The 25,103-nt window shown below is 73.0% G+C and carries 22 protein-coding genes; 15 read left to right on the forward strand and 7 right to left on the reverse strand.

The genetic code is table 11. The annotated features are described in order from the left end of the window. Positions 1-425: 425 nt before the first annotated feature. Together NQZ70_RS10900 and NQZ70_RS10905 are read right to left on the reverse strand one after the other, a co-directional pair. Complete coding sequence (locus NQZ70_RS10900) at positions 426-1,361, reverse strand: Ppx/GppA phosphatase family protein (protein WP_129574166.1); 936 nt, start codon at positions 1,359-1,361, stop codon at positions 426-428. Between the two features lie 10 nt (positions 1,362-1,371). Continuing rightward, positions 1,372-2,196 (reverse strand): OmpA family protein, encoded by an 825-nt coding sequence (locus NQZ70_RS10905; protein WP_129574167.1) that lies wholly within the window; start codon positions 2,194-2,196, stop codon positions 1,372-1,374. Positions 2,197-2,673: 477 nt separating this feature from the next. Between NQZ70_RS10905 and NQZ70_RS10910 the strand changes: the two genes are divergently transcribed. Continuing rightward, on the forward strand, positions 2,674-3,054 hold the full coding sequence (locus NQZ70_RS10910) for a histone H1 (RefSeq protein ID WP_129574168.1): 381 nt from the start codon (positions 2,674-2,676) through the stop codon (positions 3,052-3,054). 426 nt (positions 3,055-3,480) lie between these two features. On the opposite strand, the gene NQZ70_RS10915 is transcribed toward NQZ70_RS10910, so the two are convergent. Next, positions 3,481-5,091, reverse strand: a complete 1,611-nt coding sequence (locus tag NQZ70_RS10915) for a hypothetical protein (RefSeq protein WP_129574169.1) — start codon at positions 5,089-5,091, stop codon at positions 3,481-3,483. Between the two features lie 28 nt (positions 5,092-5,119). Continuing rightward, complete coding sequence (locus tag NQZ70_RS10920; protein ID WP_165373904.1) at positions 5,120-5,794, reverse strand: AgmX/PglI C-terminal domain-containing protein; 675 nt, start codon at positions 5,792-5,794, stop codon at positions 5,120-5,122. Between the two features lie 115 nt (positions 5,795-5,909). Between NQZ70_RS10920 and NQZ70_RS10925 the strand changes: the two genes are divergently transcribed. Next, on the forward strand, positions 5,910-6,398 hold the full coding sequence (locus NQZ70_RS10925) for a hypothetical protein (protein ID WP_129581276.1): 489 nt from the start codon (positions 5,910-5,912) through the stop codon (positions 6,396-6,398). A gap of 58 nt (positions 6,399-6,456) precedes the next feature. Here the strand turns inward: NQZ70_RS10925 and NQZ70_RS10930 are convergent, their stop codons facing one another. Next, on the reverse strand, positions 6,457-7,158 hold the full coding sequence (locus NQZ70_RS10930) for an HNH endonuclease (protein WP_272828199.1): 702 nt from the start codon (positions 7,156-7,158) through the stop codon (positions 6,457-6,459). Between the two features lie 292 nt (positions 7,159-7,450). Between NQZ70_RS10930 and NQZ70_RS10935 the strand changes: the two genes are divergently transcribed. The 3 genes from NQZ70_RS10935 (at position 7,451) to coaD (ending at position 10,321) form a co-directional block, all read left to right on the forward strand. Continuing rightward, on the forward strand, positions 7,451-8,347 hold the full coding sequence (locus tag NQZ70_RS10935) for a 3'-5' exonuclease (RefSeq protein WP_129574171.1): 897 nt from the start codon (positions 7,451-7,453) through the stop codon (positions 8,345-8,347). A gap of 106 nt (positions 8,348-8,453) precedes the next feature. Then, entirely contained in the window at positions 8,454-9,818 is a 1,365-nt protein-coding gene (locus tag NQZ70_RS10940) for a M48 family metallopeptidase (RefSeq protein ID WP_165373905.1), read from the forward strand. 5 nt (positions 9,819-9,823) lie between these two features. Beyond that, positions 9,824-10,321, forward strand: a complete 498-nt coding sequence (gene coaD / locus NQZ70_RS10945; protein WP_129574173.1) for a pantetheine-phosphate adenylyltransferase — start codon at positions 9,824-9,826, stop codon at positions 10,319-10,321. A gap of 12 nt (positions 10,322-10,333) precedes the next feature. Here the strand turns inward: coaD and NQZ70_RS10950 are convergent, their stop codons facing one another. Next, positions 10,334-11,365: a site-2 protease family protein gene (locus tag NQZ70_RS10950; RefSeq protein ID WP_129574174.1), complete on the reverse strand. Its 1,032-nt coding sequence runs from the start codon at positions 11,363-11,365 to the stop codon at positions 10,334-10,336. Positions 11,366-11,786: 421 nt separating this feature from the next. On the opposite strand from NQZ70_RS10950, the gene NQZ70_RS10955 reads away from it, so the two are divergent. The 6 genes from NQZ70_RS10955 (at position 11,787) to NQZ70_RS10980 (ending at position 18,025) form a co-directional block, all read left to right on the forward strand. Next, positions 11,787-12,746, forward strand: coding sequence for a serine/threonine-protein kinase (locus NQZ70_RS10955; RefSeq protein ID WP_129574175.1), 960 nt, complete (start codon positions 11,787-11,789; stop codon positions 12,744-12,746). A 280-nt stretch (positions 12,747-13,026) separates the two neighbouring features. After that, positions 13,027-14,394: a polynucleotide adenylyltransferase PcnB gene (gene pcnB, locus NQZ70_RS10960; protein WP_237245219.1), complete on the forward strand. Its 1,368-nt coding sequence runs from the start codon at positions 13,027-13,029 to the stop codon at positions 14,392-14,394. A gap of 101 nt (positions 14,395-14,495) precedes the next feature. Then, positions 14,496-16,154, forward strand: coding sequence for a transglutaminase family protein (locus NQZ70_RS10965; protein ID WP_237245220.1), 1,659 nt, complete (start codon positions 14,496-14,498; stop codon positions 16,152-16,154). Beyond that, entirely contained in the window at positions 16,151-16,597 is a 447-nt protein-coding gene (locus tag NQZ70_RS10970; protein ID WP_129574176.1) for an NUDIX hydrolase, read from the forward strand. Before NQZ70_RS10965 ends, NQZ70_RS10970 begins: the two co-directional genes overlap by 4 nt. 174 nt (positions 16,598-16,771) lie before the next feature. Next, positions 16,772-17,080 (forward strand): hypothetical protein, encoded by a 309-nt coding sequence (locus NQZ70_RS10975; RefSeq protein WP_165373906.1) that lies wholly within the window; start codon positions 16,772-16,774, stop codon positions 17,078-17,080. A gap of 147 nt (positions 17,081-17,227) precedes the next feature. Continuing rightward, a complete protein-coding gene (locus tag NQZ70_RS10980) occupies positions 17,228-18,025 on the forward strand; it encodes a TetR/AcrR family transcriptional regulator (protein ID WP_129574178.1) in 798 nt (265 codons plus the stop codon). A gap of 9 nt (positions 18,026-18,034) precedes the next feature. Here the strand turns inward: NQZ70_RS10980 and NQZ70_RS10985 are convergent, their stop codons facing one another. Further along, positions 18,035-20,038: a C1 family peptidase gene (locus NQZ70_RS10985; protein WP_129574179.1), complete on the reverse strand. Its 2,004-nt coding sequence runs from the start codon at positions 20,036-20,038 to the stop codon at positions 18,035-18,037. Positions 20,039-20,172: 134 nt separating this feature from the next. Here NQZ70_RS10985 and NQZ70_RS10990 point away from each other — a divergent pair, with 134 nt between their 5' ends. From NQZ70_RS10990 to NQZ70_RS11005, 4 genes are all read left to right on the forward strand, one after another. Then, complete coding sequence (locus NQZ70_RS10990; protein ID WP_129574180.1) at positions 20,173-21,288, forward strand: geranylgeranyl pyrophosphate synthase; 1,116 nt, start codon at positions 20,173-20,175, stop codon at positions 21,286-21,288. Between the two features lie 103 nt (positions 21,289-21,391). Next, positions 21,392-21,613 (forward strand): Franean1_4349 family RiPP, encoded by a 222-nt coding sequence (locus NQZ70_RS10995; protein WP_129574181.1) that lies wholly within the window; start codon positions 21,392-21,394, stop codon positions 21,611-21,613. Further along, on the forward strand, positions 21,610-23,625 hold the full coding sequence (locus NQZ70_RS11000; RefSeq protein ID WP_237245221.1) for a hypothetical protein: 2,016 nt from the start codon (positions 21,610-21,612) through the stop codon (positions 23,623-23,625). Before NQZ70_RS10995 ends, NQZ70_RS11000 begins: the two co-directional genes overlap by 4 nt. Continuing rightward, complete coding sequence (locus NQZ70_RS11005) at positions 23,622-25,061, forward strand: adenylate/guanylate cyclase domain-containing protein (RefSeq protein WP_129574182.1); 1,440 nt, start codon at positions 23,622-23,624, stop codon at positions 25,059-25,061. The genes NQZ70_RS11000 and NQZ70_RS11005 overlap by 4 nt, the downstream gene beginning before the upstream one ends. Positions 25,062-25,103 lie beyond the last annotated feature (42 nt).

Here is a 25,103-nt window from a genome sequence, read left to right on the forward strand (position 1 = left end):
CCCTCGAGAGGTCGGTGCTCAGGCGTGCACAGTGGAATCTTGAGCAGCGGCGGTAGAAGCGGACGGTTCCGGGCGGAAGGGATTGAGGTTGGGGGAACGGCCCTCTCGAACAAGGGCCAGTTTGCGCCGGGCGCGCGCACTCTAGTGAGCCGGCCTAAAACCGTCAACGAAAATCCCCGTAGCTGACCCATCGTGGCGTGATCACTATGTTTTTCTCTCGGGATGCGGCGGGGTCACAGTGTGCACCGATGGAGGCACCCGCGTGGATGCACGCTGGCTCACGCCCCCTAGTGTAGGGCACAGCGGGCGTCTCCGGGAGAGGTGGCGGACCTGACGGGGGTGGGATGGGTCGAAAATCTGGCAGCCACAACGGTACCTGCCGCTGTGGCCGTCCGTACCTCGAAACCTCGAACGAGCCGGGGGGCTCAGGCGGCGCAGAGCCGCTCGGCCAGTCCCCAACGGACGCCGCGATCCGAGGCGATGAGATCCACGGGCGCTCCCGCGAGCCGCGAAGCCCACGCGAGGATCTCCTCGATGAGCACGCTGCCCGCCACGATGACGTCGGCGCGCGCCGGATCCAGGGCGGGCAGCTGCCTGCGCTCGGCGAGCGGCAGCGAGGCGAGGCGGGAGGTGGTGGCCACGATCTCCGCCCCGGATACCCGCGCGCCGTGCACGCGGGCGCCATCGTAGGGCGCGACGCCGCGGACGAGCGCGGCGAGGGTCGTCACCGTCCCCGCGACGCCGACCAGGGTGGGCGCCGCGAGCAGGGGCGCGGACGAGACCGTCGCCAGGGCGGCCCGGGCGTCCGCGCGGACCGCCTCGAGCTCCTCCGCGGCCGGCGGATCCGCGCGGACGTGGCGCTCGGTCAGCCGGACGCTCCCGACGTCGAGGCTCACCGCCCGCTCCACCGCCCCGCCGGCGCCGCCGACGATGATCTCCGTGCTGCCTCCGCCCACGTCGAACACGACCCTGGGGCCCTGGGCCGGCAGGTCGAGCCCCGTCAGCGCGCCGGCGTACGTGAGCTCCGCCTCCTCCGGCCCGGAGATCACGCGGGGGGTGACGCCGATGAGCTCGCGGGCGCGGGCGATGAACTCCTCCCCGCCGGCGGCGTCGCGCATCGCGCTGGTCCCGACGGCGTCCACCCGCTCCACCCCCAGGGACCTGAGCTCCTCGCCGTAACGGGCGAGGCAGGCGAGCGTCCGCTCGACGGCCTCGGGCGCGAGCGCGCGCGCCGCGTCGACCCCCTGGCCGAGCCGGGTGATGGTCGCGCGCTCGACGAGCGCCACGAGCTCACCCCCGCGGCGCTCGGCGATGAGAAGGAGGACCGAGTTGGTCCCGATGTCGATGGCCGCGACGCTCATACCGGACACCTCACTGGGTGAGCGTCTTCAGGTCGAGCATCTCCTCGACGTTCGGCAGCACCACGAGCTCGCAGCGCCGGTTGGCCTGCTTGTTCTCCGGGGTGTCGTTCGCCTTCACCGGGTCGGTGTCGCCGTAGCCGGAGGCGCTCCACCGCTCGGGCTTGAGGCCGCCGCCGCCCTTGTCCTGGGGCTGGAGCAGGAACGCCAGCACCTCGCGGGCGCGCATGACGCTCAGCCCCCAGTTGTCCTTGAAGCGGCCGCCGGCGAGCGGGGCGTTGTCCGTGTGCCCGGCGACCTGGAAGGAGCGCGCCGACAGCCCGGCGTCGTTGCGGATGACCTCGGCCACCTTGAGCAGGATCTCCTGGCCCTCCTTCTTGAGCGTCTCCCGGCCGGAGTCGAAGAGGACGTCGCCGGGCAGCTGGATGACCATCCGGTTGTTGCGGACGGTCACGTTGAGCCCGAGCTTGGTGAGGGCCTGGAGCTTCTCCCGCAGGACCTCGAAGCGCTTCTTGATGTCCTCGAGCTGCTGGGCGCGGCGGCGGAAGTCCTCGAGCGCCCGGGCCTGCTGCTCGAGGTTCGCGTTCAGGTTGGAGATGTCGACGCCCGCGGCCTTGAGCTGGGACTTGAGCTGCTCGATCCGGGCCGCCGCCTCGTCGAGCTCGCTCTTGGCTTTCTTGTTCTGCGCCTGCTCGGCGCTCAGCTGGGTCTTCAGGCCCTCGATCTCGCGGACCTTCGCCTGCATCTCCTCCTCCGAGTAGCCGCACCCGAGCGGCCCAGAGCCGGCGAGGAGCGTTGCACCCAGGAGCAACCACGACGTCGAGCGACGAACCAACATACCTTTCCTCCTAGCGCCGCGCGGCGCTCGGCCATGAGGGGCGCCGCGCAGGCGGCGCGACCGTAGCGAGGCGAATGGCGCCGCACAAGGCTCTCTAGAGCCTGCGCAACGCTGGTGCTCCGTGCGACCATGAGCGCTCCGGCGCCGTTCGCCGCGCCGCGCGGGCGCGCGATCGTCAGGGAGGAGCGCGGAGGGCCAAGACAGACATTCCAGCGATTGTCAACGAGAATCCGTTGTCCAGTGCGGTCTGGTTGTTTTCGCCACGGCCTGATCTGGCGTTTACCCTCGCAACGCTTGCGGACCAGTTTGCCTGGAACACATGGGATACATCGGTTTAGGGCCTGCAAGATTTTCCTTGACCATCACCATGCGTGGCAATATACGTCGTGCAACATCTGTTGCCTCGGTCAGGAGTTTGTAGCGGCGAGGACGTTGGGCGATGTCCGCCGTGCCGGGGCGAATGCAGGAGGATTTCCAATGGCTGCTAAGAAGACCGCGAAGAAGCCTGCGAAGAAGGTGACGAAGTCGGCCAAGAAGCCGGCCGCCGCGAAGGCCGGGAAGGTCGCGAAGAAGCCGGCGCGGAAGGCAGCGAAGAAGGCCGCCCCGAAGCGCGCCGCCGCCAAGAAGACCCCGAAGCGCGCGGCCGCCAAGAAGCCCGCCGCCAAGAAGGCCGCTCCGAAGCGCAAGGCGAAGGCGGCCGGCAAGCGCGCCGCCGCGCCGAAGAAGGCGGCCGCGCCCCGAGGCGGACGCGCCGCCGCGAAGCGCGCCCCGGCCAAGGGCGCGGGCTCCCGCGGCGCGCGCAAGAGCACGCCGGCCCCGGCTCCCGCGAGCACCGGGCCGTCCGACGAGTCGGAATAAGGCGCAGAAGGCGCGCCTCGCGTTTCTCTACAGCTCGAGGCGCCGCGAGCTGGCCTGCCGGCCGCGACGAGACAATCCGTCTTATAAGACGTCCGGGGGGTGAGGACGCCGCAGCGACGGCGCGCTGAGCCAGGCCTGGCGCGCGGGTGGACGAGGTCCCCGCGACGGCACCGCCACCCAGGGCCGCGGCGACCGGCGCTTGCGCGACGCGCAGCTCGCTGCCGCGCCACGCGGTGCGGCGCTGGAGCGGCGCGCGATGCGCGCGCATCCCGACCGGCGCGGAGGGCGGAGAGGCCTGCCGGTGCCGCAGGCGGCGGACGGGCTCCCGGGGGTGGAGCGGCGGCGCGGCGCGCCGGGGGCGCTCGCCGAGAGGTCGCGGCGTCGAGGGCGCTCGCCGGGCGGCGCGTCAGGCGCGCGGCCGAGCGATCAGGCGCGCTCGCCGAGGTAGAGCCGGAGGGCGCGCGCGGCGCCCCTGCGGTCGAACGGGACGCCGACGAGGTCCTCGCGCTTCGAGATCTGCTCGAAGAGCTTCACCAGGAACTCGGAGAACGCCTCGCACTCGCGGATGGCGGCGTCGAGCCGCTGGGGATCGAGCAGGTCGCTCTCCTCGAGCGCCGTCATCGCCGAGACGAACGCGTCGACGCGGGGGTAGTCGCCCACGCGGAGCAGCGGGTAGCCCATCGCCCGGAAGTACGAGAGGAACTCGCGGACGAACGCGAAGCTCGCGATGCCCGTCCATCGATCGGGCGCCGGTCCGGTCGTGCGCGCCTTGCTCGCGAACGCGCGGGCGATCTGGGCGAACATCCACACGTCGCGCCGGAGGCGATCGCTCGTCGCCCGCCGCGCCGCCTGGTCGTCGAAGACGCGGCCCTCCTCGAGCTTCGCGCCGAGCGACCTGCCGAGGAACAGGATCGCGTTCTGCAGCGCGGGGCGGAGGCCGTGCGCGACGGCGCGGAGGCGGACGCGGTACTCGGACTCGCTCACCAGCGCGTCGGCGGGCGGAAGATCGTGCTCGAAGGCGCGGCGCATCTCGAGCCGCAGGTTCGCGGCGAGCCCGGTCAGGGCGGCCTTCGTGGAGAGCAGGCGGTGCCCCTCGGCGGCGAGCTCGTCGTGGCGCGCGACGATGTCGCTCGCGGGCACGCGCAGGAGATCGCGCTCGAAGCTGTCCGCGAGCAGCGCGCCCGAGCGGCGCCTCAGGTAGTTCGAGAGCGCGCGGGCGTCGCTGCGCAGGACCGCGAGCACGAGGTACCCGCGCCCGGCGACGCGGTGATCCGAGTGATCGAGCGCGATCGCGTCGAGCAGCCGGAGGTACCGGAGCATCCTGAACAGCGCGAGGAACGTGAGCGCCACGAGGCGATGCGCCTGCTCGCCGGGCACGCGGTGGATCAGCTCGAGCACCTGCGTGGACGCGATGCGATCGAACTCCGGGCGAAACTCGAGCGCGTGGAGCGGGTTGAAGAACGTGCTCTGCGCGATCTCGCGCATCGCCGTCGCGAGGTGGGCGTAGAAGAGCCTGAAGTTGATCCGCGGCAGCCGGAGCAGCCCGCCCGCGACCTCGATGAGGTTCGTGAACCCGTGCCGCAGCACGAAGAGGCTGGACTCGGGCGACTCCTGCGCCATCGTCGCGTGCAGGAGCCGCGTGCGCGCGGTGTCCTCCGGCAGCACCGTCTCGAGATAGCGCTGGAAGACGAAGGCGCGATCGCGATCGCCGAGCATGGCGCGCGTCAGCTGGACGACGCGCGCCATGCCGTCGCGCGCGTGCTGGAGGTGCTCGCGGAAGTCGTGGCTGACGATGGTCTGGCGCCGGCCCGCGCCGGGGTGGTTCCGCGGGTTCGCGAAGCAGGCGACGCCCTTGAGGAGGATCTCGAGCTCGAAGAGCGTCTCGTCCTTCTTGTCGGCCGCGAGGCGCGCGAACCACGCCTCGCGGGCCTGCTGCTGCTCGCGCCTCAGGCCGCGCGTGTCGCGGAGCAGCTCGGCGTAGGCGTTGCGGCCGGGGTAGCCCGAGCCGCGCAGGATCCCCGAAGCGTCGCTCGACACTGACGTGCTCCTCCCCGGCGGCGCGCTGCTAATAGTTGCGCCGCTTGAAATCGAAGGGGTAGGTCAGCACGGTCTCCTTGCCGCTCGGCGAGCGCGCCCAGGTGATCGACTTCGCGAGCTCCTCCATGCACGACTCGACCTGCGGCGCGGTCACGTCGCTCTTGTCGCGCACGATGCTCGCGTCCTCGAAGGTGCCGTCGGGCTTCAGTTTGAGCTGCCACGTGATCCTCCCCTGCGCGCCCGGGTGCTTGCGGGCGTAGAGATCGAAGCAGCAGCGGAAGCCGTCGCGCCTCGCCTTGATCGCGTCGACGAGCGGTTGCAAGCGATCGCTCGAGCCCGCGTCGGCGGACGTCATCGCGTTGTTCATCACGACCCCGCCCTCGGGCGGATCGTTCGTGATCTCGGAGGCGATCACCTTGCAGTCCTCGACCGTCTCGGGCGCCTTCTTGCGCGCCGCGGGTTTGTCCGGCTGCGCCGGCGCGGCGGCCGCGCCCGGGTCGGTGGCGCCCGGGGCCGCGGCGCCGGGGTCGGCGGCGCCCGGCTCGGCGGCGGCGGGCGGCTGCGACGCGGGCGGAGGCGATGCGCCGAGCGCCGCGCTGTCTGGGGGCGAGGGCGGCGCGGTGCCGCTCGAGCAGGCCGCGAACACGGTCGCGGCGAGGAGGACTCCGGTGAACACGGCGCTGGCAGTGGCGCAGGGACGCATGGCGCGCATACTAATCGCTCCGGATGAGCGGAAGCGAGGCGCCTTGCGTATTTCGCCCCCGTGCGCCGCGCTCCGAGCTCTCTTTCGCGGCTGCTTACGGCCGCTTACGGCTGCCTTGAAGATTCCGCTGTCATTCATCGCAGGCGCCGCCCTCGCGGTCCTCGCGCCGGCCGGCTGCGATCCCATCGCCGAGCCAGAGCTGTGCGGGGAGATCCCCCCGGGAGGGTGCCCGGTCGGCCGAGGAGGCAGCTGCGACGACGCCGCTTGCCGCGCCCTCTACGATTGCGTGGACGGCGCCTGGACCGAGGTCGCGCGGTGCGATCGGCCCGGCGGGCCCGCGCCGGACGCGGGCGCGGGCGGCGGAGACGTGGGCGCGGGCGGCGGAGAGGGCGGCGGGTGCGAGGCGGTGACGCTCGACCACGGCGGCGAGGCGCAGGGCTGCACGCCCGCGCTGCAGCTGCCGGACTGCCCGGCGGAGGCCGCCGAGACCTGCGCGGACGCCGCGTGCCGGACCGGCTGCATCGATTTCTTCCTCTGCACCGAGGAGGGGTGGAGAGGGGTCGCCTACTGCGACGACCAGGGGCGCGTCGCCGTGATCCCGTGAACGCTCCCGCCGTCGGCGCCCACCCCCGTCGGCCGGCGCGGCGCCGGGGCGAGGGCGGTCAGCCGGCCTTGAGGAACGGGCTCCACTCGTCGAACGAGTGCGGCAAGCCGAGCAGGATCTGCATGGTCGCCGACCAGCGCGGCGGCACCGGCTGGCGGATGAGCCGCATGCTGGCCTCGTCCGGCGTGCGCCAGCCCTTGCGGAGGTTGCACGTGCGGCAGGCGGTCACGAGGTTCTCCCAGGAGTCCTCGCCGCCGCGCGACCGAGGGAGCACGTGGTCGATGTTGAGGTCGCGGACGGGGGGGCGGCGCGCGCAGTACTGGCACTGGTGCGCGTCGCGCAGCATCACGTTCTTTCGCGTGAGCCGGATCGCCGGGCGCCGCATGCGCTCGTAGCGGCGGAGGTGCAGGACGCGCGGCACGCGGAGCGAGCCGCCGACCACGGGGAGACCGTCGTCCTTGTCCCGCACCGGCAGCCGCCGCCAGGCCGAGAAATCGTGGAGATCGCCGAGCTCGTCGATGGCGAGGGCGGCGCCGCCGAAGAGCAGCAGGAAAGCGCGGCGCGCCGTGGTGATCTGCACAGGCTGGAAGAAGCGGTTCACCACGAGGACGGGAAGATCGAGCGGCTCGGTCCTGCGCTCGTGGCGAAACCCCGAAGACTCGTCGCCGAGATCGAGCTCCTCGTCAGGAGAGCCCCCCGGGACTGTAGCTACCCCGTCCGGCACGCTGAGGAGTGTAGCAACGAAAGCCCCCTTGAACATCCGGTGCCGCAGCGCGGAAATTCTGCTCGAACGCCGCCGTCGCGGAGGCCCGCGCACGGGGCGCGCTCCGGGCCGTCGCCTGGAGACCGCGCCCGCTCCGGGCGCGGGGGTCGTCCCCTGGGCCCGCGGCCCGCGGGGAGGCCAGGAGGGTCGGCGTCCGAGCATCGCGGGCCGGGGGCGTCGCCCCGCGCCGCGGACCGCTTTCGGTCGGGCGCAGGTTTCGCTAAGACGCCTCCATGCCGAGGGACGGTCGCCTCCTGGGTCGAGCCGCCGGGGTGGGGAAGCAGGTCGGATGACGGAGCAGCGCGAAGGAGCGGAGCCGGAGCGGACGACCGGCGCGGAGCCCCCCGCCGGCTCGCCCTGGGACGATCCGATCGAGCGCGCGCCGCTCGTGTTCCTCGATCTCGAGATGACGGGCCTGCGCCCCGAGAGCGACCGCGTGATCGAGGTCTGCGCCGAGCGGGTGCGGGGGGACACGTGCGAGGACGCGATCACGTCGCTCGTGAGGCCCGAGCCGGGCGTGTTCGGCAACGCGCACGTGCACGGCATCGATCCGCGGGAGCTCGCGGGCGCGCCCACGTTCGCCGAGCTCTGCGATCGCATCGCTCAGGTGACGGAGGGCGCGGTGCTCGTCGCCCACGCGGCCGCGTGGGACGTCGCGTTCCTGGAGGCGGAGCTCGCGCGGGCGGGGAAAGCGAAGCGCGTGCCGTACTACCTCGACACGCTCGTCCTCTCCCGCCGTGCCTTCGCTCTGCCGAGCCACAGCCTCGCCTCCCTCTGCCGGGAGCTCGGCGTACACCGCGAGCGCGCCCACCGCGCCGAGGACGACGTGCACGCCCTGCGCGGCGTGTTCCGCAAGGTGCTGGAGGTCCTCGCCCCGCGCACGCCGCGCGACCTGTGGCACGTCCGGATCGGCGAGCGCCACGCGCGCCCGGAGCTGATCGCCGCGGCGGTGCGCGCGGCCGAGCACGCCGCCACGGTGCGGGTGCGGTACCGGCCGGCGCGCCGCGGGCCGGAGGAGCTCATCGTACGGGTGACGGGGGTGCGAACGGACCTCGACCCACCCCGGGTTCTCGGCTATCTGCTCCCGTCGCGCAGCCGCCGCGAGCTACGGGCCGATCGCATCCTTGCGATCGAGCCGATTTCGTCGGGAGAAATCGGCCCGGACGGCGCGCCGCAAAGGGCCTGAGATCCACGTGCGAATCCATTCGAATCGAAACGCGCCGACGAGAAGCTCCCTCGCTGTTCGCCTCGGCGGCCTGCTGACCGCGACCCTCCTCGCGTCGTGCTCGACGATGATCGGCCCGGAGTCCGCGCGCCCGCCGGCGGCGGAGAAGTGGCTCGCCCGCGCTCGACAGGAGTTCCAGTCCGCCGACGTCGACAACGCGCGCGATGCGGTCGCGAAGGCGCTGACGATCGTCCCGGCCGACACCGAGGCCCGCCTGCTCGCGGGGCGCATCGCTCTCGCCCGGCTCGACTACGCCGAGGCGCTGCGCCTCCTCAAGGGGGTCGCCGGCTCCGAGGCCGCCGGGATCCGCGGGCGCGCGCTCTGGTACAAGGGCGACCTCGACGCCGCCGCCGACGAGCTCGAGGCGATGCTCGACGATCCGGATGTGGTCGACGACTGGGCGAAGTCGATCGCCAAGCTGGCGCGGCGCGGGGCGGGGCGCGCGCCGTTCACGCTCTCCGGCGGGCTCCTGGCGGCGATCGAGATGCCCCACGTCAACCCCGCGGCTCCGTTCTTCGTCGTCGAGCTCGAGATCGACGGCGAGTCGGCGCTGGCGATGGTGTCGACCGGCACCGGCGAGGTGGTCATCGACAGCAGCACGCGCAAGGAGCCGAGCTGGGTCTCGCTCCGCTTCGGCCGGCGGCTCGAGGTCAACGACGTCCCGGCGCTCACGCAGGACCTCTCGGGCATCTCGAAGCAGATCGGCGCGCCGGTCAAGGCGCTGCTCGGGGTGAACCTGATCCGGCACCTCAACGCGACCATCGACTACGCCGGCCGGCAGTTCGTCGTGCGCAGCTTCTCCCCGCCGGCGCCGCCCGACGCGACGCGCGTCGACGTGGCCTTCATCAAGGGCGGCGGCATGGTGCTGCGCAGCAGCCTCGGGCCCGACAAGACGGTGCAGGGGCCGATGCTCATCGACACGTCGATGACGTTCCCGATCGCGCTCGACAAGGAGGGCTGGAAGAAGGCGGGCTTCGAGGCCGACGGCCTGAAGCGCGTCGAGCAGGATCCGGAGCAGAAGCTGAAGCAGGGCGTCGTGCCGATGCTGCGGCTCGGCGCGCTGGAGATCCCCAAGGTCCCCGGCGTGTACGGGGCGCCGCTCCAGGCCGTCGAGAAGCAGCTCCAGCTCGATCTGGACGGCGTGATCGGCGCGGGGCTGCTCGCCTACTTCCGCGTCACCTTCGCCGACGGCGGCCGGCTCATGTGGATCGAGGACGACACCGCCGTGAACAAGGTGCTCCAGGGCGCCGAGCCGGCGCCCGCGAACGAGGGGCAGGCCCCCGCCGCCCCCGCGGACGGGGCCGGCCCCGCGGGCGGGATCGGCTCGCCCGCGCCGCAAGCGCCCGCGCTCCAGGCGCCGCCGGCCCCGCCGGCGGTCGCGCCGAAGTCGACCCCGCCCGCGGGCGCTCCCAAGCGGACGCCGGACCGGTGAGCGCGATGGCGAAGGAACTGCTGGCGGTCTACGCGGGGAGCTTCGATCCGATCACGTTCGGTCACCTCGACCTGATCCAGCGGGCGTCGAAGCTGTTCGATCAGGTGATCATCGCGGTCGGCCGGCATCCGACGAAGCACCCGCTCTTCACCTATTCGGAGCGGCTGGAGCTCCTGCGCCAGACCACGAGCGAGGTGACGAACGCGCGGATCGACTCGTTCGAGGGGCTGCTCATCCAGTACTGCCAGCGGGTCGGCGCGCGGGTGATCGTCCGCGGGCTCCGCGCGGCGACCGACTTCGAGTACGAGCTGCAGATCGCCCACGCGAACGCGGACATGCTCCCCGGCGTCGACACCGTGTTCCTGCCGACGCGCACGCACTACGGCTTCGTCTCGGCGTCGCTCGTGCGCGAGATCGCGAGCCACGGCGGCGACGTCAGCCACTACGCCCCCGCCGTCGTCTGCGACGCGCTCCGGGCGAAGTTCGGCGCCACCAAGCCCTGAGCGCCGGCGCGCTCAGTAGGTGCCGAACGGGGTCGGCATCAGCAGCAGCACGAAGAGGAGCAGCGTCACCACGGCGATCGCCTTGCGCCCCGGCGACAGCTCGCCGGGCTCCGTGGGCGGGTGCTCCCGCCCGCCCATCCGCAGCATCAGGTAGACCAGGCCGAACCACGTGAGCCACGGCATCCCGTTCGCGACGCCGGCGCGCAGCGCGTCGGAGAGCCCGTCCGCGATGAAGTGCCGCGTGAAGTAGACGACGTTGCCGACGAAGAGCGCGAGCATCAGGAAGTGCGCGGCGCGGCCGTAGCGGTCCTGCCGCTTGCCGAACAGCGCGTAGGCGACGTGCCCGCCGTCGAGCTGGCCGACCGGGAAGAGGTTGAACGCGGTGATGAGCAGCCCGGCCCATCCGGCCATCGCCGTGGGGCCGAGGAAGACGTCGTGGGTCTCGGGGATCGGGCCGACAGCGAGCCGCCTCAGCAGCAAGTAGAGGAGGCTCCGCCCCTCCTGCAGCGCGGGCCCCGACGAGGCGTGCACCTCCGACTGCATCAGGCCCACGAACAGGACCGGCAGGGCCACCACGAGGCCGGCCAGCGGTCCGGAGGCGCCGATGTCGAGCAGCGCGTTCCGCGACTTGATCCTGCCCTTCATCGAGATCACCGCGCCCATCGTGCCGAGCGGGCTCACGATCGGGAGCGGGATGAAGTAGGGGAGCGACGCCTCGACCCCGTGCGCGCGCGCCGCGAAGTAGTGCCCGAACTCGTGCGCCAGCAGGATCGACAGGAACGGCACCGCGAACGACCAGGTCTGCGGCAGCGCCTTCACGAAGGCGAGCACGCTGTCGTCCTCCGGCGCGATCGGAGCCCAGAGGGTGCCGGCGACGAACACCGAGACGACCGTCACGCAGAAGAGCGCGAGGTTCTTCTTCCAGCGAAGCGGGGGCGGACGCGAGGCGACGGCGCTCGGGCCTGGGAAGCTCGCCGCTGAGGGCGAGAGCTCGGCCTCCACGTCGAGCGCGCTCGGGGAGGAGGTGCGACGATCGTCGGTCATGCGCCGCTAAGCGTGGCCGTCTCCTCGCCGCCGCTCAAGCGGTCCGCGCGATCCCGCGTCCGGGCGGGCACCCCGCCGCGCCGCCGGAGCGGGCGCCGCGCGCGGCTGCGTTCGTCGCGCCGCCCCGTCTGTCGCCGCCGCGCGCGGCACGGTCCCAGCAGGCGCCGCCAGGCTCGCGCGGCGCCGGATGACCTCGCGCGTCAGCCCTGCGCCCTCGTCCTCCGGCGGAGCCAGACGGGCCGACGGGAGCGGCCGCGCCGGCCCGGGCCCCTCGCAGGCGATCGCGCCGCGGCCGCGGATCGGTACGGGGGCGAACCTCCCGCTGCGCCCGCGCGCCGCGCCGGGTCCGCCTGCGCGCTCTTCTGCGCCGCCGCTGCGCGCGTTTGCCCTTCGACAGGCGCGACTGCGCTACGATCGATCCATGCCTCCTGCTCGCGTCGCCGCCGAAGCGCTCGTGGGCAAGCTCCTCTGCAACAAGTACCGCGTCGTGCAGCTGCTCGGCAGCGGCGGGGTCGGGCACGTCTACCTCGCCGATCGCGCCGGCAGGCCCCAGGAGGCCGCGCCGTCGCGCGTCGCGCTCAAGGTCCTCCGGGCGGAGCTCCGCGACGATCCGCTGCTCGTCGCGCGGTTCGAGCGAGAGGCCGGCGCCGCGTCGCGCGTCCGTCACCCCAACGTCCTCCGCGTCGAGGCGCTCGAGCGCGCCGGCGACGCGCCGTGCTTCGCGATGGAGCTGCTCGTCGGCCTCGACCTCGCCGACACGCTGAGCTTCACGCGCTCCCTCGTCCCCGCGCGCGCGGTCCGGATCGCCGCCGACCTCGCCGCGGGCCTCGAGGCCGCGCACCGCGCCGGGGTGATCCACCGCGACGTGAAGCCGGAGAACGTGTTCCTCGTGCACGCCGCCGACGGGCGCGAGATCGTCAAGCTGCTCGACTTCGGGTTCTCGTTCATCGCGGGCCAGGGCGAAGGCGCGCTCTTCCCCCGGGTCGTGGGGACGCCCGAGTACATGGCGCCCGAGCAGGCGCAGGGCGCTCCGGCGGCGCCCGCCGCCGACGTCTACTCCCTCGGCATCGTCCTCTACGAGATGCTCGCGGGCCGCGTGCCGTTCCAGGGGACGTACCCGGCGATCGCGGAGAAGCACGCGCGCGAGCCGCCGCCGCCGCCGCACCGCTTGCACCCGGGGCTCCTCATGTCGCGCGAGCTCGACGCGGTCGTGCGCAAGGCCCTCGTGAAGGATCCGCGCGGCCGGTTCGCCTCGATGGCGGAGCTGCGGCAGGCGCTGCTCGCGACGCCGGAGGCCGGCGCCGGGGCGCCGCTCGCCGTCCAGCCGGACGCGGCCCCGCCGCCGGCGCCCGGGCTCGGGCACTGGGGGACCAAACCGTGACGCCGGCTCGCTCCCGGAGGCTTCTGTCGGCCTCCCTGCGGCTCGGCTTTGCTCTCACGGCGAAGCCCTGCTAGACGGCCGTTAGCATCTCTTGTTCCGGGCGACAGCCGGATCCGCTCGCCAGGCCGAATCAGGCCGAGGCGAGCGAGCCGGCACGGTTCGGGGGTCCGCGGGCGCGGGCCTCATCGCGCGGGTCGGTTCTCCAGGGAGTACCCAGAATCGCGCGCCAGTCGTCCTCCACTCCTCCAGGCGCTGCCTGGTGCTTTCTCGGTTGCTGATTATGGGTCGCGCGACCCCATCTCCTGATAACGGTACAGCGGCGCACCAAGACGCCGATCTCCCGACGTACGAGGTCCGCAACGCCCCCGGGCTGCGCGCTGGGCCCGGGGGCGAGACCACGCCGACGGACACGAGCGCCCTCGACGGCGATCCGTTCCGCGTCGAGCTCGTCGACGAAGACATCCCCACCCCGCGCCGCTTCCAGGTCGTCTTCGACGAGGCGCGGATCGATCCGGACGTCCAGAAAGTCGTCCGGCGCCTCGTTCGCCACGGATACCAGGCCTACCTGGTAGGCGGCTGCGTGCGGGACTTGCTCCTCGATCGCCGCCCGAAGGATTTCGACGTCGCTACCAGCGCCCGGCCGGAGGAGGTCCGCGAGCTGTTCCGCAACTCGCGCATCATCGGCCGGCGGTTCCGTCTGGTGCACGTCCTCTTTCAGGGCGGGAAGGTCATCGAGGTGGCGACCTTCCGCCGCAACCCGAAGGAGGACTCCGAGGACGGGAGCGAGCTGCTCATCCGGAGCGACAACGCGTTCGGCGTCGCGCACGAGGACGCCCTGCGCCGCGACTTCCGGATCAACGCGCTCTTCTACGACGTGGAGGCGCGGCAGATCCTCGACTGGGTCGGCGGCATGGAGGACGTGCGCCGTCAGGTGGTCCACACGATCGGCGATCCCGAGACGCGCTTCCGCGAGGATCCGATCCGCATCCTGCGCGCGCTCAAGTTCGCCGGCCGGCTGGGCTTCGCGATCACCCCGGACGTCTACGACGCGGTCGTCTACTGCCGCGACGCGCTCGCGCTCGCGGCGCGCCCGCGCCTCTCGGAGGAGATCCTGCGCCTCCTGCGCGGCGGCCAGGCGCGCCGCACCATCTACCTCGCGTGGGAGACGGGGGTGCTCGACGTCCTCCTGCCCGAGGTCTCGGCGCTGCTCTACGACGATCGCGGCGACGACGGCCCGGGCCAGCGCCTCTGGCGCGTGCTCGACTACGTCGACCGGCGCACCGCCGCGGACCGGCCGCTCGACGACACGGTCCTCTGGACGCTCCTGCTCCTCGAGCCGATGAAGGAGGCCTGCGACGGGGTCCGCGATCGCGCCGCGGCGGTCGCCGACTTCCTCGAGCCGCTCATCGACCGGCTGGCCATCTCCCGACGGTACGCCGACGGGATGCGCCGCATCGTCGCCGTCCTGCCGAGGCTGGCCGGCGGCCGCGCCGGCCGCTTCGCCCGGACCGACATCTTCCAGCCCGCCCTCGACGTGCTCGCCGCCGAGCTGACCGCGCGCGGGGAATCCACCGAGGCGATCGACCGGCTCCGCTCCGCCCCGCAGCCGCGGCGCCACCACGCCGATGCGGTGCAGCACCGGCGCTGACCGGGGCGCCGGTGGCCGACCGTGACGGCCGGCGGCCGGCGCGCGGACGGACCGGCCGGCGTGGAACATCGCCGGGGTTTCTGGTTTCATAACGGCTCCTGATGTCCGCTCCGGTCGCGCGCCCGCGCCCTGCTGCTCTGCCCGCTGTCTCCGCCTCCCGGCGCCGGCTCGGCGGCCGGGCGCGCAGCCTGCTCGTGTTCGCGCTCGCCTGCGCCGTGTCGCCGCTCGCGGACGCGCAGGGATCGCTCCTGCACGAGTTCATCGCGCCGGACCCCGCGGAGGACGTCTCGCTCGCCACGACCACGCTCGACGGCGGGCTCCCGGCGGCGATCCAGACGCCGAGCGGCCTGGCCACGGCGCCCGATCCGCAGCGCCCGCCGTCGAGCCAGCAGCAGGTCTACAGCACCGTCGGCTCCGACGCCGGCCCCGACGCCTCCTACGAGCCGGATCGCGACACCCGCCGGCCGAACATCGAGCGCTACGACGACCCGTTCTCCCCGGCGACCGCGCCGTTCAAGCGGCTGCAGGCCTACGACGCCGTGAGGGCGGACTACTCGCTCGTCGTCCGCGATCGGAGCCTGAAGGCGGTCGAGGTCGGCGGCAAGGTCGCGGCGGGCGACGAGGCGTTCTACGGGGACATCGCGGTCGATCTCGTGCCGAACGAGCCGGTCCGGATCCCGACGGTCGGGCCGGACACGCGGCTCGTGCGGGTGCACGTGAACCCCGACACGCCGGTGGTCGTGCTGCGCGACGGCGCCGACAACTGGTTCGTCCGCGGCACGAAGAGCGCGCGCGTCCGGCTCATCGTGCAGCTCGCGATCGCGCGCGCGACCTTCGGCAGCGATTTCGCCGAGGTCGACTGGGGCAAGCTCGCGCCGTACCGCCCGCCGCAGGAGCCCTCCCACGAGGCGGCGTTCAAGCAGGTCGCCCAGGCGATCGGCATCTCGACGGCGATGCGGCCGCGCGAGGTCGTGCAGAAGATGGTCGAGTACTTCCGGTCGTTCGCCCCGTCGGACGACCCGCCCAAGGGGTATGGGGACATCTACCTCGATCTCGCGCTGTCGCGAAAAGGCGTCTGCCGCCACCGCGCCTTCGCGTTCCTCGTCACGGCCCTGCACATCGGGATCCCCGCGCGGATGGTCGTCAACGAGGCGCACGCCTGGGTCGAGGTCTTCGACGGCTCGCTCTGGCACCGCATCGACCTCGGGGGCGCCGCCCTCAACATGGACCAGGAGGTCGATCCGAGCCGCCCGCCGTACGTGCCGCCGCCGGACCCCTACAGCTGGCCGGAGCAGCGCGACTCGGGCCAGGATCTCGCCGATCGGACGCGCGCCGAGCAGATGCAGCAGGGGCCGCCCGGCCCGGGTGGCGCCGGCTCCACCAGCGCCGGCGCGCCGCCGCCTCCGGCCCCGCCGGCGCCCACCCCCACGAGCGACGCGGCCGAGCGCGCCGCGGCGCGCACCGACGTGGCCGTGAGCGCGCTGGACAGGGAAATCCGCCGCGGGTTTCCGCTCCACCTGCAGGGCCAGGTGAGCAGCGACGGGGCGCCGTGCGGTCACGTGCGCGTCGACGTGATCCTGACGGGGAACGCGGCGCAGCAGGGCTTGACGATCGGCTCGCTGTCGACCGATGAGCGCGGCCGCTACGACGGGGCCGTGATCGTCCCCGGCGATATCGCGCTCGGCGACTACGAGCTCGCGGTCGCGACGCCGGGCGACGCGCGTTGCAAGGCCGGTCGCACCGAGGCGGCCGCGCCGTGAGCGACGCGCCGGGACGCGCCCTGGAGCCCCCGCGCGTGGCGGTCGGCGCCGTCGTGATCGAGCGCCCACCGGGCGCGTCCGACGCGCCGCGCGTGCTCCTCATCCGGCGCGCCCGCCCGCCGCTCGAGGGATCCTGGTCGCTCCCCGGCGGACGCGTGGAGCCGGGAGAGCGGCTCGCGGACGCCCTCGCCCGCGAGATCCGCGAGGAGACGGGCCTCGAGATCCGCGTCGGCCCCCTCGTGGAGGTCGTGGAGATCGTGGCGACGCCGTACCATTACGTGATCCTCGATTACCTGTGCGCGTCGACCGGAGGCGTCCTCTCTCCCGGGGACGACGCCTCCGAGGCGGCCTTCGTGCCCATCCCCGAGCTGCCCGCCTATGGCCTCACCGACGTCGCGCTCCGCGTGATCCACCGGGCCCTGGCCATGGCGACCGCGGGCTGAGACCGCGCGATCCAGGGAGAGCCCGACTTGGCGCAGCCCGCGCCGAGGCGGGATATCGCCCGAGGAGCGACTCTCCACGTTGTCTTCCGGTGTTCGGCAATGGCAGCGTTATTTTACCGCCTCATCGCTCACGACATGTGCGTCGACGGCGTTAGGTTTCACGTGGGTGCCGGGATGAGCGCTGGTCCAGCGATCGTGAAGGGCATGGTGGTTGTCGTGGCGGCGACCCTGCTGTCTGCTCCTCTGTGCTTCGCGCGGCCCGGAAACGACGGCGCTGGGCTCTTCGCGCTGCCCGCGCCCCGCGCATTGCGCGCCGCCGCGCCGCCCGGCGCGCAGGGCGGCGCGGCCGAGGACCCGGGCGGGCTCGCGGCGCGCATCGCGCGGGCGCTCTCGACGACCGTCAAGCGGGCGGTGCGCTCGGGCGTCGCCCCGATGTTCCTCGGTCTGCACGGGTTCGGTGTGACCGTGTCCGGTGAAATGTGATGAGCGCGGCTACCCGCGATAGCGCGATGGCCGGCTGAGCGAGCGCGCGGCGCGCGCTGACGACGCGATCGTGAAATCGAATTCGCACTCGATTGCCGCGGCGTCTGCATTGCGGCGCTTCTGGAGACATCGTAAACCGAGAAGTCGATGAGCTCGACGCGAAGAGCGCGGAAGGAGGAACAGAAGGAGGAGCGGCGGAGGATCATCATCGACGCAGCCTGGCAGCTGTTCCAGGAGACGCCGTATCTCGAGATGACCATGGCGCAGGTCGCCGAGCGCACTCGGCTCGCCAAGGGGACCCTCTACCTCTATTTCACCACCAAAGAGGAGCTCTTCCTCGCGGTGGTCGATCAAGAGCTCGCGAAGTGGTTCCATGAGGTGGATATCCGCCTGACGCATCTCGGCGCCTCCCAGGGCGAGGAGGCCGCGGCGCGCCCCCGGCCGCCGCGCGCCCGCCGCGGCGCGCCCGCGGCGCCCGGCGCGGACGCCGCGGGCAGCATCGCGTCGATTCTGTCGACGACCCTCGCGGCGCGCGACGCGATGACGCGCTTGCTCTCCATCCTTCACAGCGTCCTCGAGCAGAACGTCAGCTACGAGGCCGCCCTCCGCTTCAAGCTCTCCCTCCTCGCCAACGTCGAGCGCACCGGGGCGCTGCTCGAGCGGTGTCTGCCGTCGCTCGCGCCAGGGCAGGGCGGCCCGATCCTCATCCGCATGTATGCCCTGCTCATCGGCATGCGCCAGGTCTGCGACCCCAGCGACGTGATCCGCGATATCCGCAGCCGGCCCGAGATGGGCCTTTTCCGGATCAACTTCGGCGAGGAGATCCGGGCCTCGTTTGCCATCCTCCTGAGCGGAGCGCTCGCGCCGCCGCTCGCGCCCGAGCGGCTCGGCGCCCCGGCCCTCCACGGCATGACCTCGGCCGAGCGGCGCCGCCCGGAGGGGTGAGCGGCGCGCTCACCACGGATCCCGCGCCGACATCGGCGGCAGGTGATCGGCGAACGGCTGGTTGAGGATGCGGGCGATGACGGACTTCCACGTTGTCGCGTCGTTCTCGAAGTCCTCGTGCCGCCGCGCCTCCGAGCCATGGGGAGGGGGCCTCGTGTTGGGCCCCTTGATCCACTCCGCCCGCGGAAACACGGTGGGCCGATCGTCCCGGTTCTCCGTGAGGAGCGCGAGGACGTCGGCGTTCTCCGGGTCGAGGAGCCCCGCCTCCATGCCGAGCAGCGAGACGCCGCTCGTGCCGGGCACCCGTGGGCGCCGCTCGAGCGCGTTCGAGACCAGGTAGAGCAGCGACCTGCCGTAGACCTCGCAGTGGTCCTGGAGCTCCGCCTCGTCCGTGAGCGTGAACAGGGCGAACCTCCGGACCATGCCGCTCTTGATCGGCGGCATGTACGTGTCGCGGAACGCGTCGATGGCGCTCGCCGGAGCGAGCAGGGAGAGCGACTCGATCGGGAGCCCGAGCCCGAGCTGACCCCGCATCGGGCCGCCCTCGATCCGCTTGCCCTTCTCCGCGGTGACCAGCTGCACGAGCGGCGCGAGCAGGAACGTGCCGCTGGAGTGGGCGACCAGGTGGAGCTCGATCCTCGGGTCCTGGTCCATCAGCGACGCGAGGCGGCTGATCATCTCGCGGACGCCGCCGTGATCGGCGTCCATGGTCGCGTCGCCCGCCGCGAGCTTCATGCGATCCCACTCGGCCTTGCCGCCCATGCGCCGGACGAGCGGCTCCAGGGCGTCGTCGCGGCGATCGATCATGAACCCGAACGCCCTGGGATCATAGCCGTCGTGGCGGCGGCCCTCCGTGGCGCGGTGGAGGATCTCGAGGAGGCGCGGATAGTGGTCGGTCTCCCAGAGCAGCTCGATGGGGTAGATCTCGTGGCCGAGCAGCTTCGGTCGGAGGCGCGACATCCGGTTGATCGCATCGATCTGCCGGCGCAGCGCGCCGCCCGCGATGAGCACGAGCCGGCGGCGCCTCCAGCTCTCGGTCGCGCTCATGAAGTCTTCTTCCATGATGATGCGGACGTCCTCCGAGGACGTGCCGTAGGCCCCGCGCTGCTGGAGCTGACCGTGCATGTCGACGCTGATGAGATGCGGCCGCAGGCTCGCGAACGTCCGGCTCGTGGAGGCGAGCGGGCGGAGCGAGCGCGGCTGGTTCAGGCGGATGGGGACGCCGAGCCGCCCGACCCACGCGTCGAAGCCGTACTGGAGCCAGTCGTCGTAGCAGAGCCGCCCGAAGCCGCTCTTGCCCCAGCCGAGGCCCCAGGAGTTCTGGAGCCAAAAGCCCTCCGCGTCATACCCCACGATCGCGAAGGCGTGGCCGCCCCAGGGGGCGATGAACGGGTTCGTCTTGTCGACCGGCGGGATGATGCCGTTCTTCTGGGTCCCGTAATACCAGCCATTGAACGGGATGAGCGCCGAGGCCGCGATGATCCCGACCTCTGCGAGGGCGTTGTGCATCGCCGGGAGGTCCTTGTGGTTCACGCGTTGATACAGGCCGAGCGGCCGGAGCATCGCGTCCGTGGCGCGCTCCGGCGTGAGCGTGCCGTGGAGATCGTTCGGGTCCCACGGCCATTGCTCATAAGAGCAAATACCGTGTTTGTGCCAGCCCTTCATGGCGCCCCTCAGGCTGGAGCCCCTCGCGTCGTCCTCGCCCGGGTACTCGTCGTAGCGGCGCGCCATCGTGTACACCATGTTCTGGCTCACGAGGCCGTACTCCGGGGAGACCTTGCGCTTGCGCAGCAGGAAGTGGGCCACGGTGGCGACGGTGAAGCCGGTGCAGCCGTTGTTCCTGCCCTGGTCGAGCACGGGCACGCCGTAGTCCATGAAGCGCTCCGGGGGCATGACCGGAGGCACCTCGATCATCGTGGGCCGATAAAGGGTGTCGCGGAAATCGAGGACGTCAGCGCGGGCGTCGGTCGTGATGTCCCCGTGACGCTCGGCGAAACGCTCGGAGTCGATCATGGTTTCCGATCTCGTGAAGTCGCCGAGTGTCGCACGGGCGGCGCTCCGGGCAAAGTCGGCTGCGCTCGCCCCTCGGACGAGCCTGCTCGTGCTAGCGTCGCCCCTGCGGCGCCGCCGCGTCGTCGAGAGGTGGGATGAACGAGGACAGCCGCGCAGAGCGAGGAGGCGAGGGCGACGTCGTCGATGTCGACGTCGACGACGTCGGGGCGCGGCTCGAGGCCGAGGTGCTGCGGCGACTCGCGTCGTTCCGAGGCCGGCTCGGGAGCGAGCTCGGCGCGCTGTTCGATGAGCTCGCCGCGCGCCTCCGGCTCTTCGAGGGCGAGCCGGGCGAGGGCTACTTCTCCCACCCGGCCGCGCTGCCGGTGCTCGAGCTGCCGCTCTGGGTCGCGACGCGGCCGGGCGGCCCGGCGCCCGCGGCGGACGCCGGCTCGCGGGCGATCCCGCCGCTCGCGGTCGATCTCGCCGAGGCCGCGGCGGTCGGGTACCTGCACGTCCGCATCGAAGACGACCTGCTGGACGAAGGGGTCGGCGAGCCCGGCGCGGCGGTGCTCCTGTCCGGAGCGCTGTTCGCCCGCCACCAGGCGGTGCTCGCCCGCTCGCTGCCCGGCAGGAGCCCGTTCTGGGATCTCTTCGAGGAGGTCTGGCTCGGGTACGGCGAGGCGATGCTGCTCGAGCGGCGGCTGCACCGGGGCGCAGGCCCGCGCGACGCCGCCACGTTCCGGCGGGTGCTCGCCCGCTCGCGCCCGCTGGTGCTCCCGGCGGCCGCGGCCCTGTTCGCGCTGTCGCAGGCCGAGCGCCTCGCGGCGCTCGAGGAGTTCGTCGCGGCGCTCGCCGCGGCGCACCAGCTGTTCGTGGACCTGCTCCACGCCGAGAAGGATCGCGCGCTCGGGAACGCGACGTACGTGCTCGCCCGGCTCGGCGCGCAGGTCGAGCCGAGGGACGCGGGGCGGCCTCGGCCGGACGGCGCCGCCCCCGCCGGGGGCGAGCCGCGCCACGATCCGGCGGGGCGCGGCGCGGCGGCCCTGCGCGCGCAGCTGTTCGCGCGCGGGGGCTTCGACGCCATCCTGGAGGAGGCGCGTTGTGAGCTCGCTCGCGCCGAGGCCGCCGCCGGGGCGCTTGGGCTGCCGGAGGCCACGCGCTTCTGCAGGGAGCGCGAGCGGTACATGACCGAGATCCAGCGGCGCGTATTCCGCGCGTTCTTCGGCGCGCTCGCGGGCGATCCCGCCGCGAGCGGCGGCGCCCCGCGCTGAGCCGGCGCGCGGGCGCAGCGCCCGGGGCGCGCGCGGCGCGCCTGCTGGTACTTGCTAGCCGTTTGCAGGTCTCCTAGCCTCGCGAGCGAGAAAGCGAGGAGTCGTGACGTCGAAGAAAACAGAGGCAGAGCTCATTGGTCGTGCCGTTGTGGATTCGAGCTTCCGCCAGCAGCTCCTTGCCGATCCCGAGCGCACCATCGACGCGGAGGGGTACGAGGTCGGGCCGGAGACGCTCCAGCGCATCCGCGACGCCGCGACCTCGACGCCCGAAGCGGTCGATGCGGCCATCGCGGCCGCGGCGCGTGAGGGCGGGGTCGGTATGTGACGTTGTCTTCTGCCGCAGGAGCGACCGCCGTCTGGCCCTGGCTCGACCCGGACGACAAGGTGGCGTGCGAGCGCTCCTGGGCCGCGCTGCTGTCCGCGGGGGCGCTCCAGCGCGGTGACGCGGCCTGGGGGGCGCTCGCGATCGAGCGCGGCGTCGGCGCGCCGCCGGGGCGCAGCATCCCGTGGGCCAGCTGGGCGCTCCGGCTGTGCGGCCGCGTGTCGGCGCCCGCCGCGGCGGCCGACGCCGCCGTGGCGGTCGCCGCCGTGGCCGCCGGCGGCGTCGAGGGCGCTCCGGACGCGCTCGCGCGTGGCGCGCTCGCGGCGCGCCTGCTCGCGCGCCACGCCGGCGAGGCGCGCGCGCGCCGCTGGCTCGTGGACCTGGCCGCGCTCGCGGAGGCCTCGTGGCCGCGCAACCCGGTCGTCGCGGGCGTCGCCGGCGCGGGGCCGGACGCCGCGGCGGGGCGCGCCGGCGACGCCGGCTCGCGCGAGGTCGTCGCCCTCTGGACGGCGCCCGCGCTCGTCGCCGGCGACGATCTCGCGCCCTCGCGCCGCTTCGGAGAGGCCGTGGCCGAGCCGCTCTGGCTCCTCGACGGGCTCGCGCGCCTCTGGCTCGATCCGGCCGCGCCGGACCTCGCGGCGCCGACGCTCACGCCGCTCTTTGCGCTCTGGCTCGGCGGCGCGGATCTCGCGCCTCCGCTGCTCGGCGCGCTCTCGGGCGAGCGCGCGTCCCCCGTGCGCCGCCGCGAGATCCACGGCCTGCTCGCGACCCGCCCGTACCGGGCCGCGCTCGCCGCGCGCGCGCGGGGCGCGCTCGCGTCGGCCCGCGAGGCGGCGTCCGGCGCGCCTCGCTCGCGCTCGACCGAGCGCGGCCTCGCCGAGGCGCAGCTCGAGTTCGTCGACGCGCTCGGCGAGCGCTTCCGCTTCTTCGAGGGGCTGATGGCGTTCCGCGATCTGCTCGGCGCCGGCGCGGCGCCCGCGCCGCGGCCGCAGGGTGACCGCGCGCCGCGCGAGGACGCGGGCGCGGATCTGGAGGCGGCGGTCGCGTTCCTCGCGGAGTCGGCGCCGTGGCCGGAGTCCTGGGAGGTGCAGCGCTTCGGCGTGCTCGGGTCGCGCGAGCAGCCGGTCGGGCACTGGTTCGTGCGGGCGACGATCCTGAAGGCGCTGCTCGAGATCGGGGACGCCGGGCGCGACGTCCGCGCCGACGCCGCGGCGCTGCTCGACGAGATCCCGGCCGGGGAGCTCCGTTACTTCGGCGCGTTCCGCGATCTCCCGCCGGACGCCGACGACCTCGCGATCATGCTCCAGCTGGTCGCCGACACGGGCGCCGCCCGGGATCGCGCCGAGACGTGGATCGAGGTCATGCTGGCCAACGTGGGCGAGGATGGCGCCGTGCCGACCTGGTTTTACCGCGGGCCGTCGGGGCCGACCACGCCGGGCGCGGCGTGGGCCGGCGACGACTGCACGGCGGTCCGGCTGAACCTGCTCGCGGGCCTGCTCTCGTTCGACGCGGCGCGGTTCGCGCGGCTCATCGACGACAACGCGCGGCGCGTGCTCGGCGCCGCCGCGGAGGGCGGCATCGAGGGCGCGTGCTTCTACGACGCCTCGTACACGGACCTCGCGTTCCTCCGCTTCGCGCGCCTCTACCGGGAGCGGGCGGGGGAGGCGCCGCGGGCCGCCGACGTCGCCGCGGTCGAGGCCGCGATCCTGTCGCGGATGCTCGGAGCGCAGCGGCTCGACGGCGGCTTCGGGACGCCGCTCAGCACGGCCGCGTGCCTCGAGGGCGCGGCCATGGCGGCGTCGCCGGACCCGCTGCTCCTGGAGCGGGGGCTGCGCTACCTCGGCGAGCGCCAGCTCGTGGACGGCTCCTGGCCGGCCGAGCCGCTCTACCGGGTGCCGATGAAGCGCGGGCGCGAGGGGCACCACCAGGGCAGGGCGCTGACGACCGCGCTCTGCGCCCGCGGGCTCGCCGCGGCGTGGTCCCGGCTCGGGCGCGGAGGGGAGCGGCGCGCATGAACATCGAGAAGTCGCCGGAGATCGTGCGGATCCTCCAGGCGCAGGAGATGCGCGGCGAGCAGATCGTGAACCACGTCCGGTTCGTGTTCGCGCTGCTCTCCGCCTACACGTTCACGCACGTGTGGACGGTCAACACGCCGGCCGCGAACCAGATCTTCGCGATCCAGATCGGCGGGTACCTCGCGTTCTCGCTCCTGCTCTACGCGTTCTTCCGCCTTCGCCCCGGCGCCTACGCGGGCTGGCTCAAGTACGTGAGCATCTTCGTCGACCTCGCGCTCCTCACGCTCACGGCGCTGGCGACGGCGAGGAACCACTCGGGGATGATCGAGTACTTCTCGAGCTACCTCGCGACCGTCTACGTGCTCTGGAACCTGATGTCGGGCTTCCGCTACAGCCTCGCGGCGTGTCTGTACTCGGCGGGGCTCTCGGTCCTCTTCAACTCGATCGTGCTCGCGATCACGGTCTACACCGGCGCGATCCCGATCAGCCCGGTGTCCGTCTACGGGCACAACGCCATCAACATCGCGGACCAGTGCCAGCAGGTCCTGTTCATCGCGCTCCCGGGCGTCGTCGCCGGCATCATCGCGCGGATGTCGCGCAACCTGGTGCTCCGCGCCGAGCTCGAGTCCATGGCCCGCCTCCGCCTCGAGCGCGAGAAGCAGGAGCTCGGCCGGTACCTCTCGAAGGACCTCGTCGATTTCGTCCTCTCCGACCCGGGGCGGCTCAAGCTCGGCGGCACGCGCCGGCACGTCTCGGTGATGTTCACCGACATCCGCAACTTCACGCCGCTCACCGAGTCGGTCGAGCCGGAGGTCGTGGTCTCGTTCCTGAACGAGTACTTCACGGAGATGGTCGACATCGTGTTCCGCTACGGGGGCACCCTCGACAAGTACATCGGCGACGGCCTGATGGCGGTGTTCGGCGCGCCGCTCTCGGTCGAGGACGCGCCGAAGCGCGCCGTGATCGCGGCGATCGAGATGGTGCAGGCCCTCGAGCGCATGAACCAGCGGCAGCTCCTCGGCTGCGGCGAGATCAAGATGGGCGTCGGGATCGCGACCGGCACCGTCATCTCCGGCAACATCGGGTCGCTCCAGCGAATGGAGTACACCTGCATCGGAGATACGGTAAACACGGCCTCGCGCCTCGAGCAGTTCAACAAGGAGCTCGGCTCCAAGATCATCATCTGCCAGGCGACGTACGCGAACCTCGACGACTGCGTCCCGGCGACGCCGACCGGCGCCCTGAGCATCCGGGGCAAGAGCCGTCAGGTCCATCCTTACATCGTGGACCACCAGGAGCTCTCGCCGGCGCGCCTGGAGGAGCTCCGGCGAGAGCTCCTCTCGCGGCCCCGCCGCATGGAATCGATGCCGCCGCGGGCCGACGCCGCGCGGGCGCCGGCCGCCTTGCAGAGCACCGGGCGCGGCGGCGCGCGGTAGCGCCGCCGCGTCAGGAGGGCGTCGCGCGGAAGCGCCGTGGCG

Origin of the sequence: Sorangium sp. So ce836, assembly GCF_028553905.1 — a bacterium.
In the GTDB taxonomy this organism is placed as follows: Bacteria; Myxococcota_A; Polyangia; order Polyangiales; family Polyangiaceae; genus Sorangium; species Sorangium cellulosum_D.

Coding starts and splice junctions, on each gene's coding strand:
- NQZ70_RS10900 (WP_129574166.1), bottom strand. CDS start 1,361: ATGAGCGTCGCGGCCATCGACATCGGGACCAACTCGGTCCTCCTTCTC.
- NQZ70_RS10910 (WP_129574168.1), top strand. CDS start 2,674: ATGGCTGCTAAGAAGACCGCGAAGAAGCCTGCGAAGAAGGTGACGAAG.
- NQZ70_RS10990 (WP_129574180.1), top strand. CDS start 20,173: ATGAACGAGGACAGCCGCGCAGAGCGAGGAGGCGAGGGCGACGTCGTC.
- pcnB (WP_237245219.1), top strand. CDS start 13,027: ATGGGTCGCGCGACCCCATCTCCTGATAACGGTACAGCGGCGCACCAA.
- NQZ70_RS10975 (WP_165373906.1), top strand. CDS start 16,772: ATGAGCGCTGGTCCAGCGATCGTGAAGGGCATGGTGGTTGTCGTGGCG.
- NQZ70_RS10940 (WP_165373905.1), top strand. CDS start 8,454: ATGATCGGCCCGGAGTCCGCGCGCCCGCCGGCGGCGGAGAAGTGGCTC.
- NQZ70_RS10950 (WP_129574174.1), bottom strand. CDS start 11,365: ATGACCGACGATCGTCGCACCTCCTCCCCGAGCGCGCTCGACGTGGAG.
- NQZ70_RS10955 (WP_129574175.1), top strand. CDS start 11,787: ATGCCTCCTGCTCGCGTCGCCGCCGAAGCGCTCGTGGGCAAGCTCCTC.
- NQZ70_RS10905 (WP_129574167.1), bottom strand. CDS start 2,196: ATGTTGGTTCGTCGCTCGACGTCGTGGTTGCTCCTGGGTGCAACGCTC.
- NQZ70_RS10965 (WP_237245220.1), top strand. CDS start 14,496: ATGTCCGCTCCGGTCGCGCGCCCGCGCCCTGCTGCTCTGCCCGCTGTC.
- NQZ70_RS10935 (WP_129574171.1), top strand. CDS start 7,451: ATGACGGAGCAGCGCGAAGGAGCGGAGCCGGAGCGGACGACCGGCGCG.
- NQZ70_RS11005 (WP_129574182.1), top strand. CDS start 23,622: ATGAACATCGAGAAGTCGCCGGAGATCGTGCGGATCCTCCAGGCGCAG.
- coaD (WP_129574173.1), top strand. CDS start 9,824: ATGGCGAAGGAACTGCTGGCGGTCTACGCGGGGAGCTTCGATCCGATC.
- NQZ70_RS10920 (WP_165373904.1), bottom strand. CDS start 5,794: ATGCGTCCCTGCGCCACTGCCAGCGCCGTGTTCACCGGAGTCCTCCTC.
- NQZ70_RS10980 (WP_129574178.1), top strand. CDS start 17,228: ATGAGCTCGACGCGAAGAGCGCGGAAGGAGGAACAGAAGGAGGAGCGG.
- NQZ70_RS10930 (WP_272828199.1), bottom strand. CDS start 7,158: ATGTTCAAGGGGGCTTTCGTTGCTACACTCCTCAGCGTGCCGGACGGG.
- NQZ70_RS10985 (WP_129574179.1), bottom strand. CDS start 20,038: ATGATCGACTCCGAGCGTTTCGCCGAGCGTCACGGGGACATCACGACC.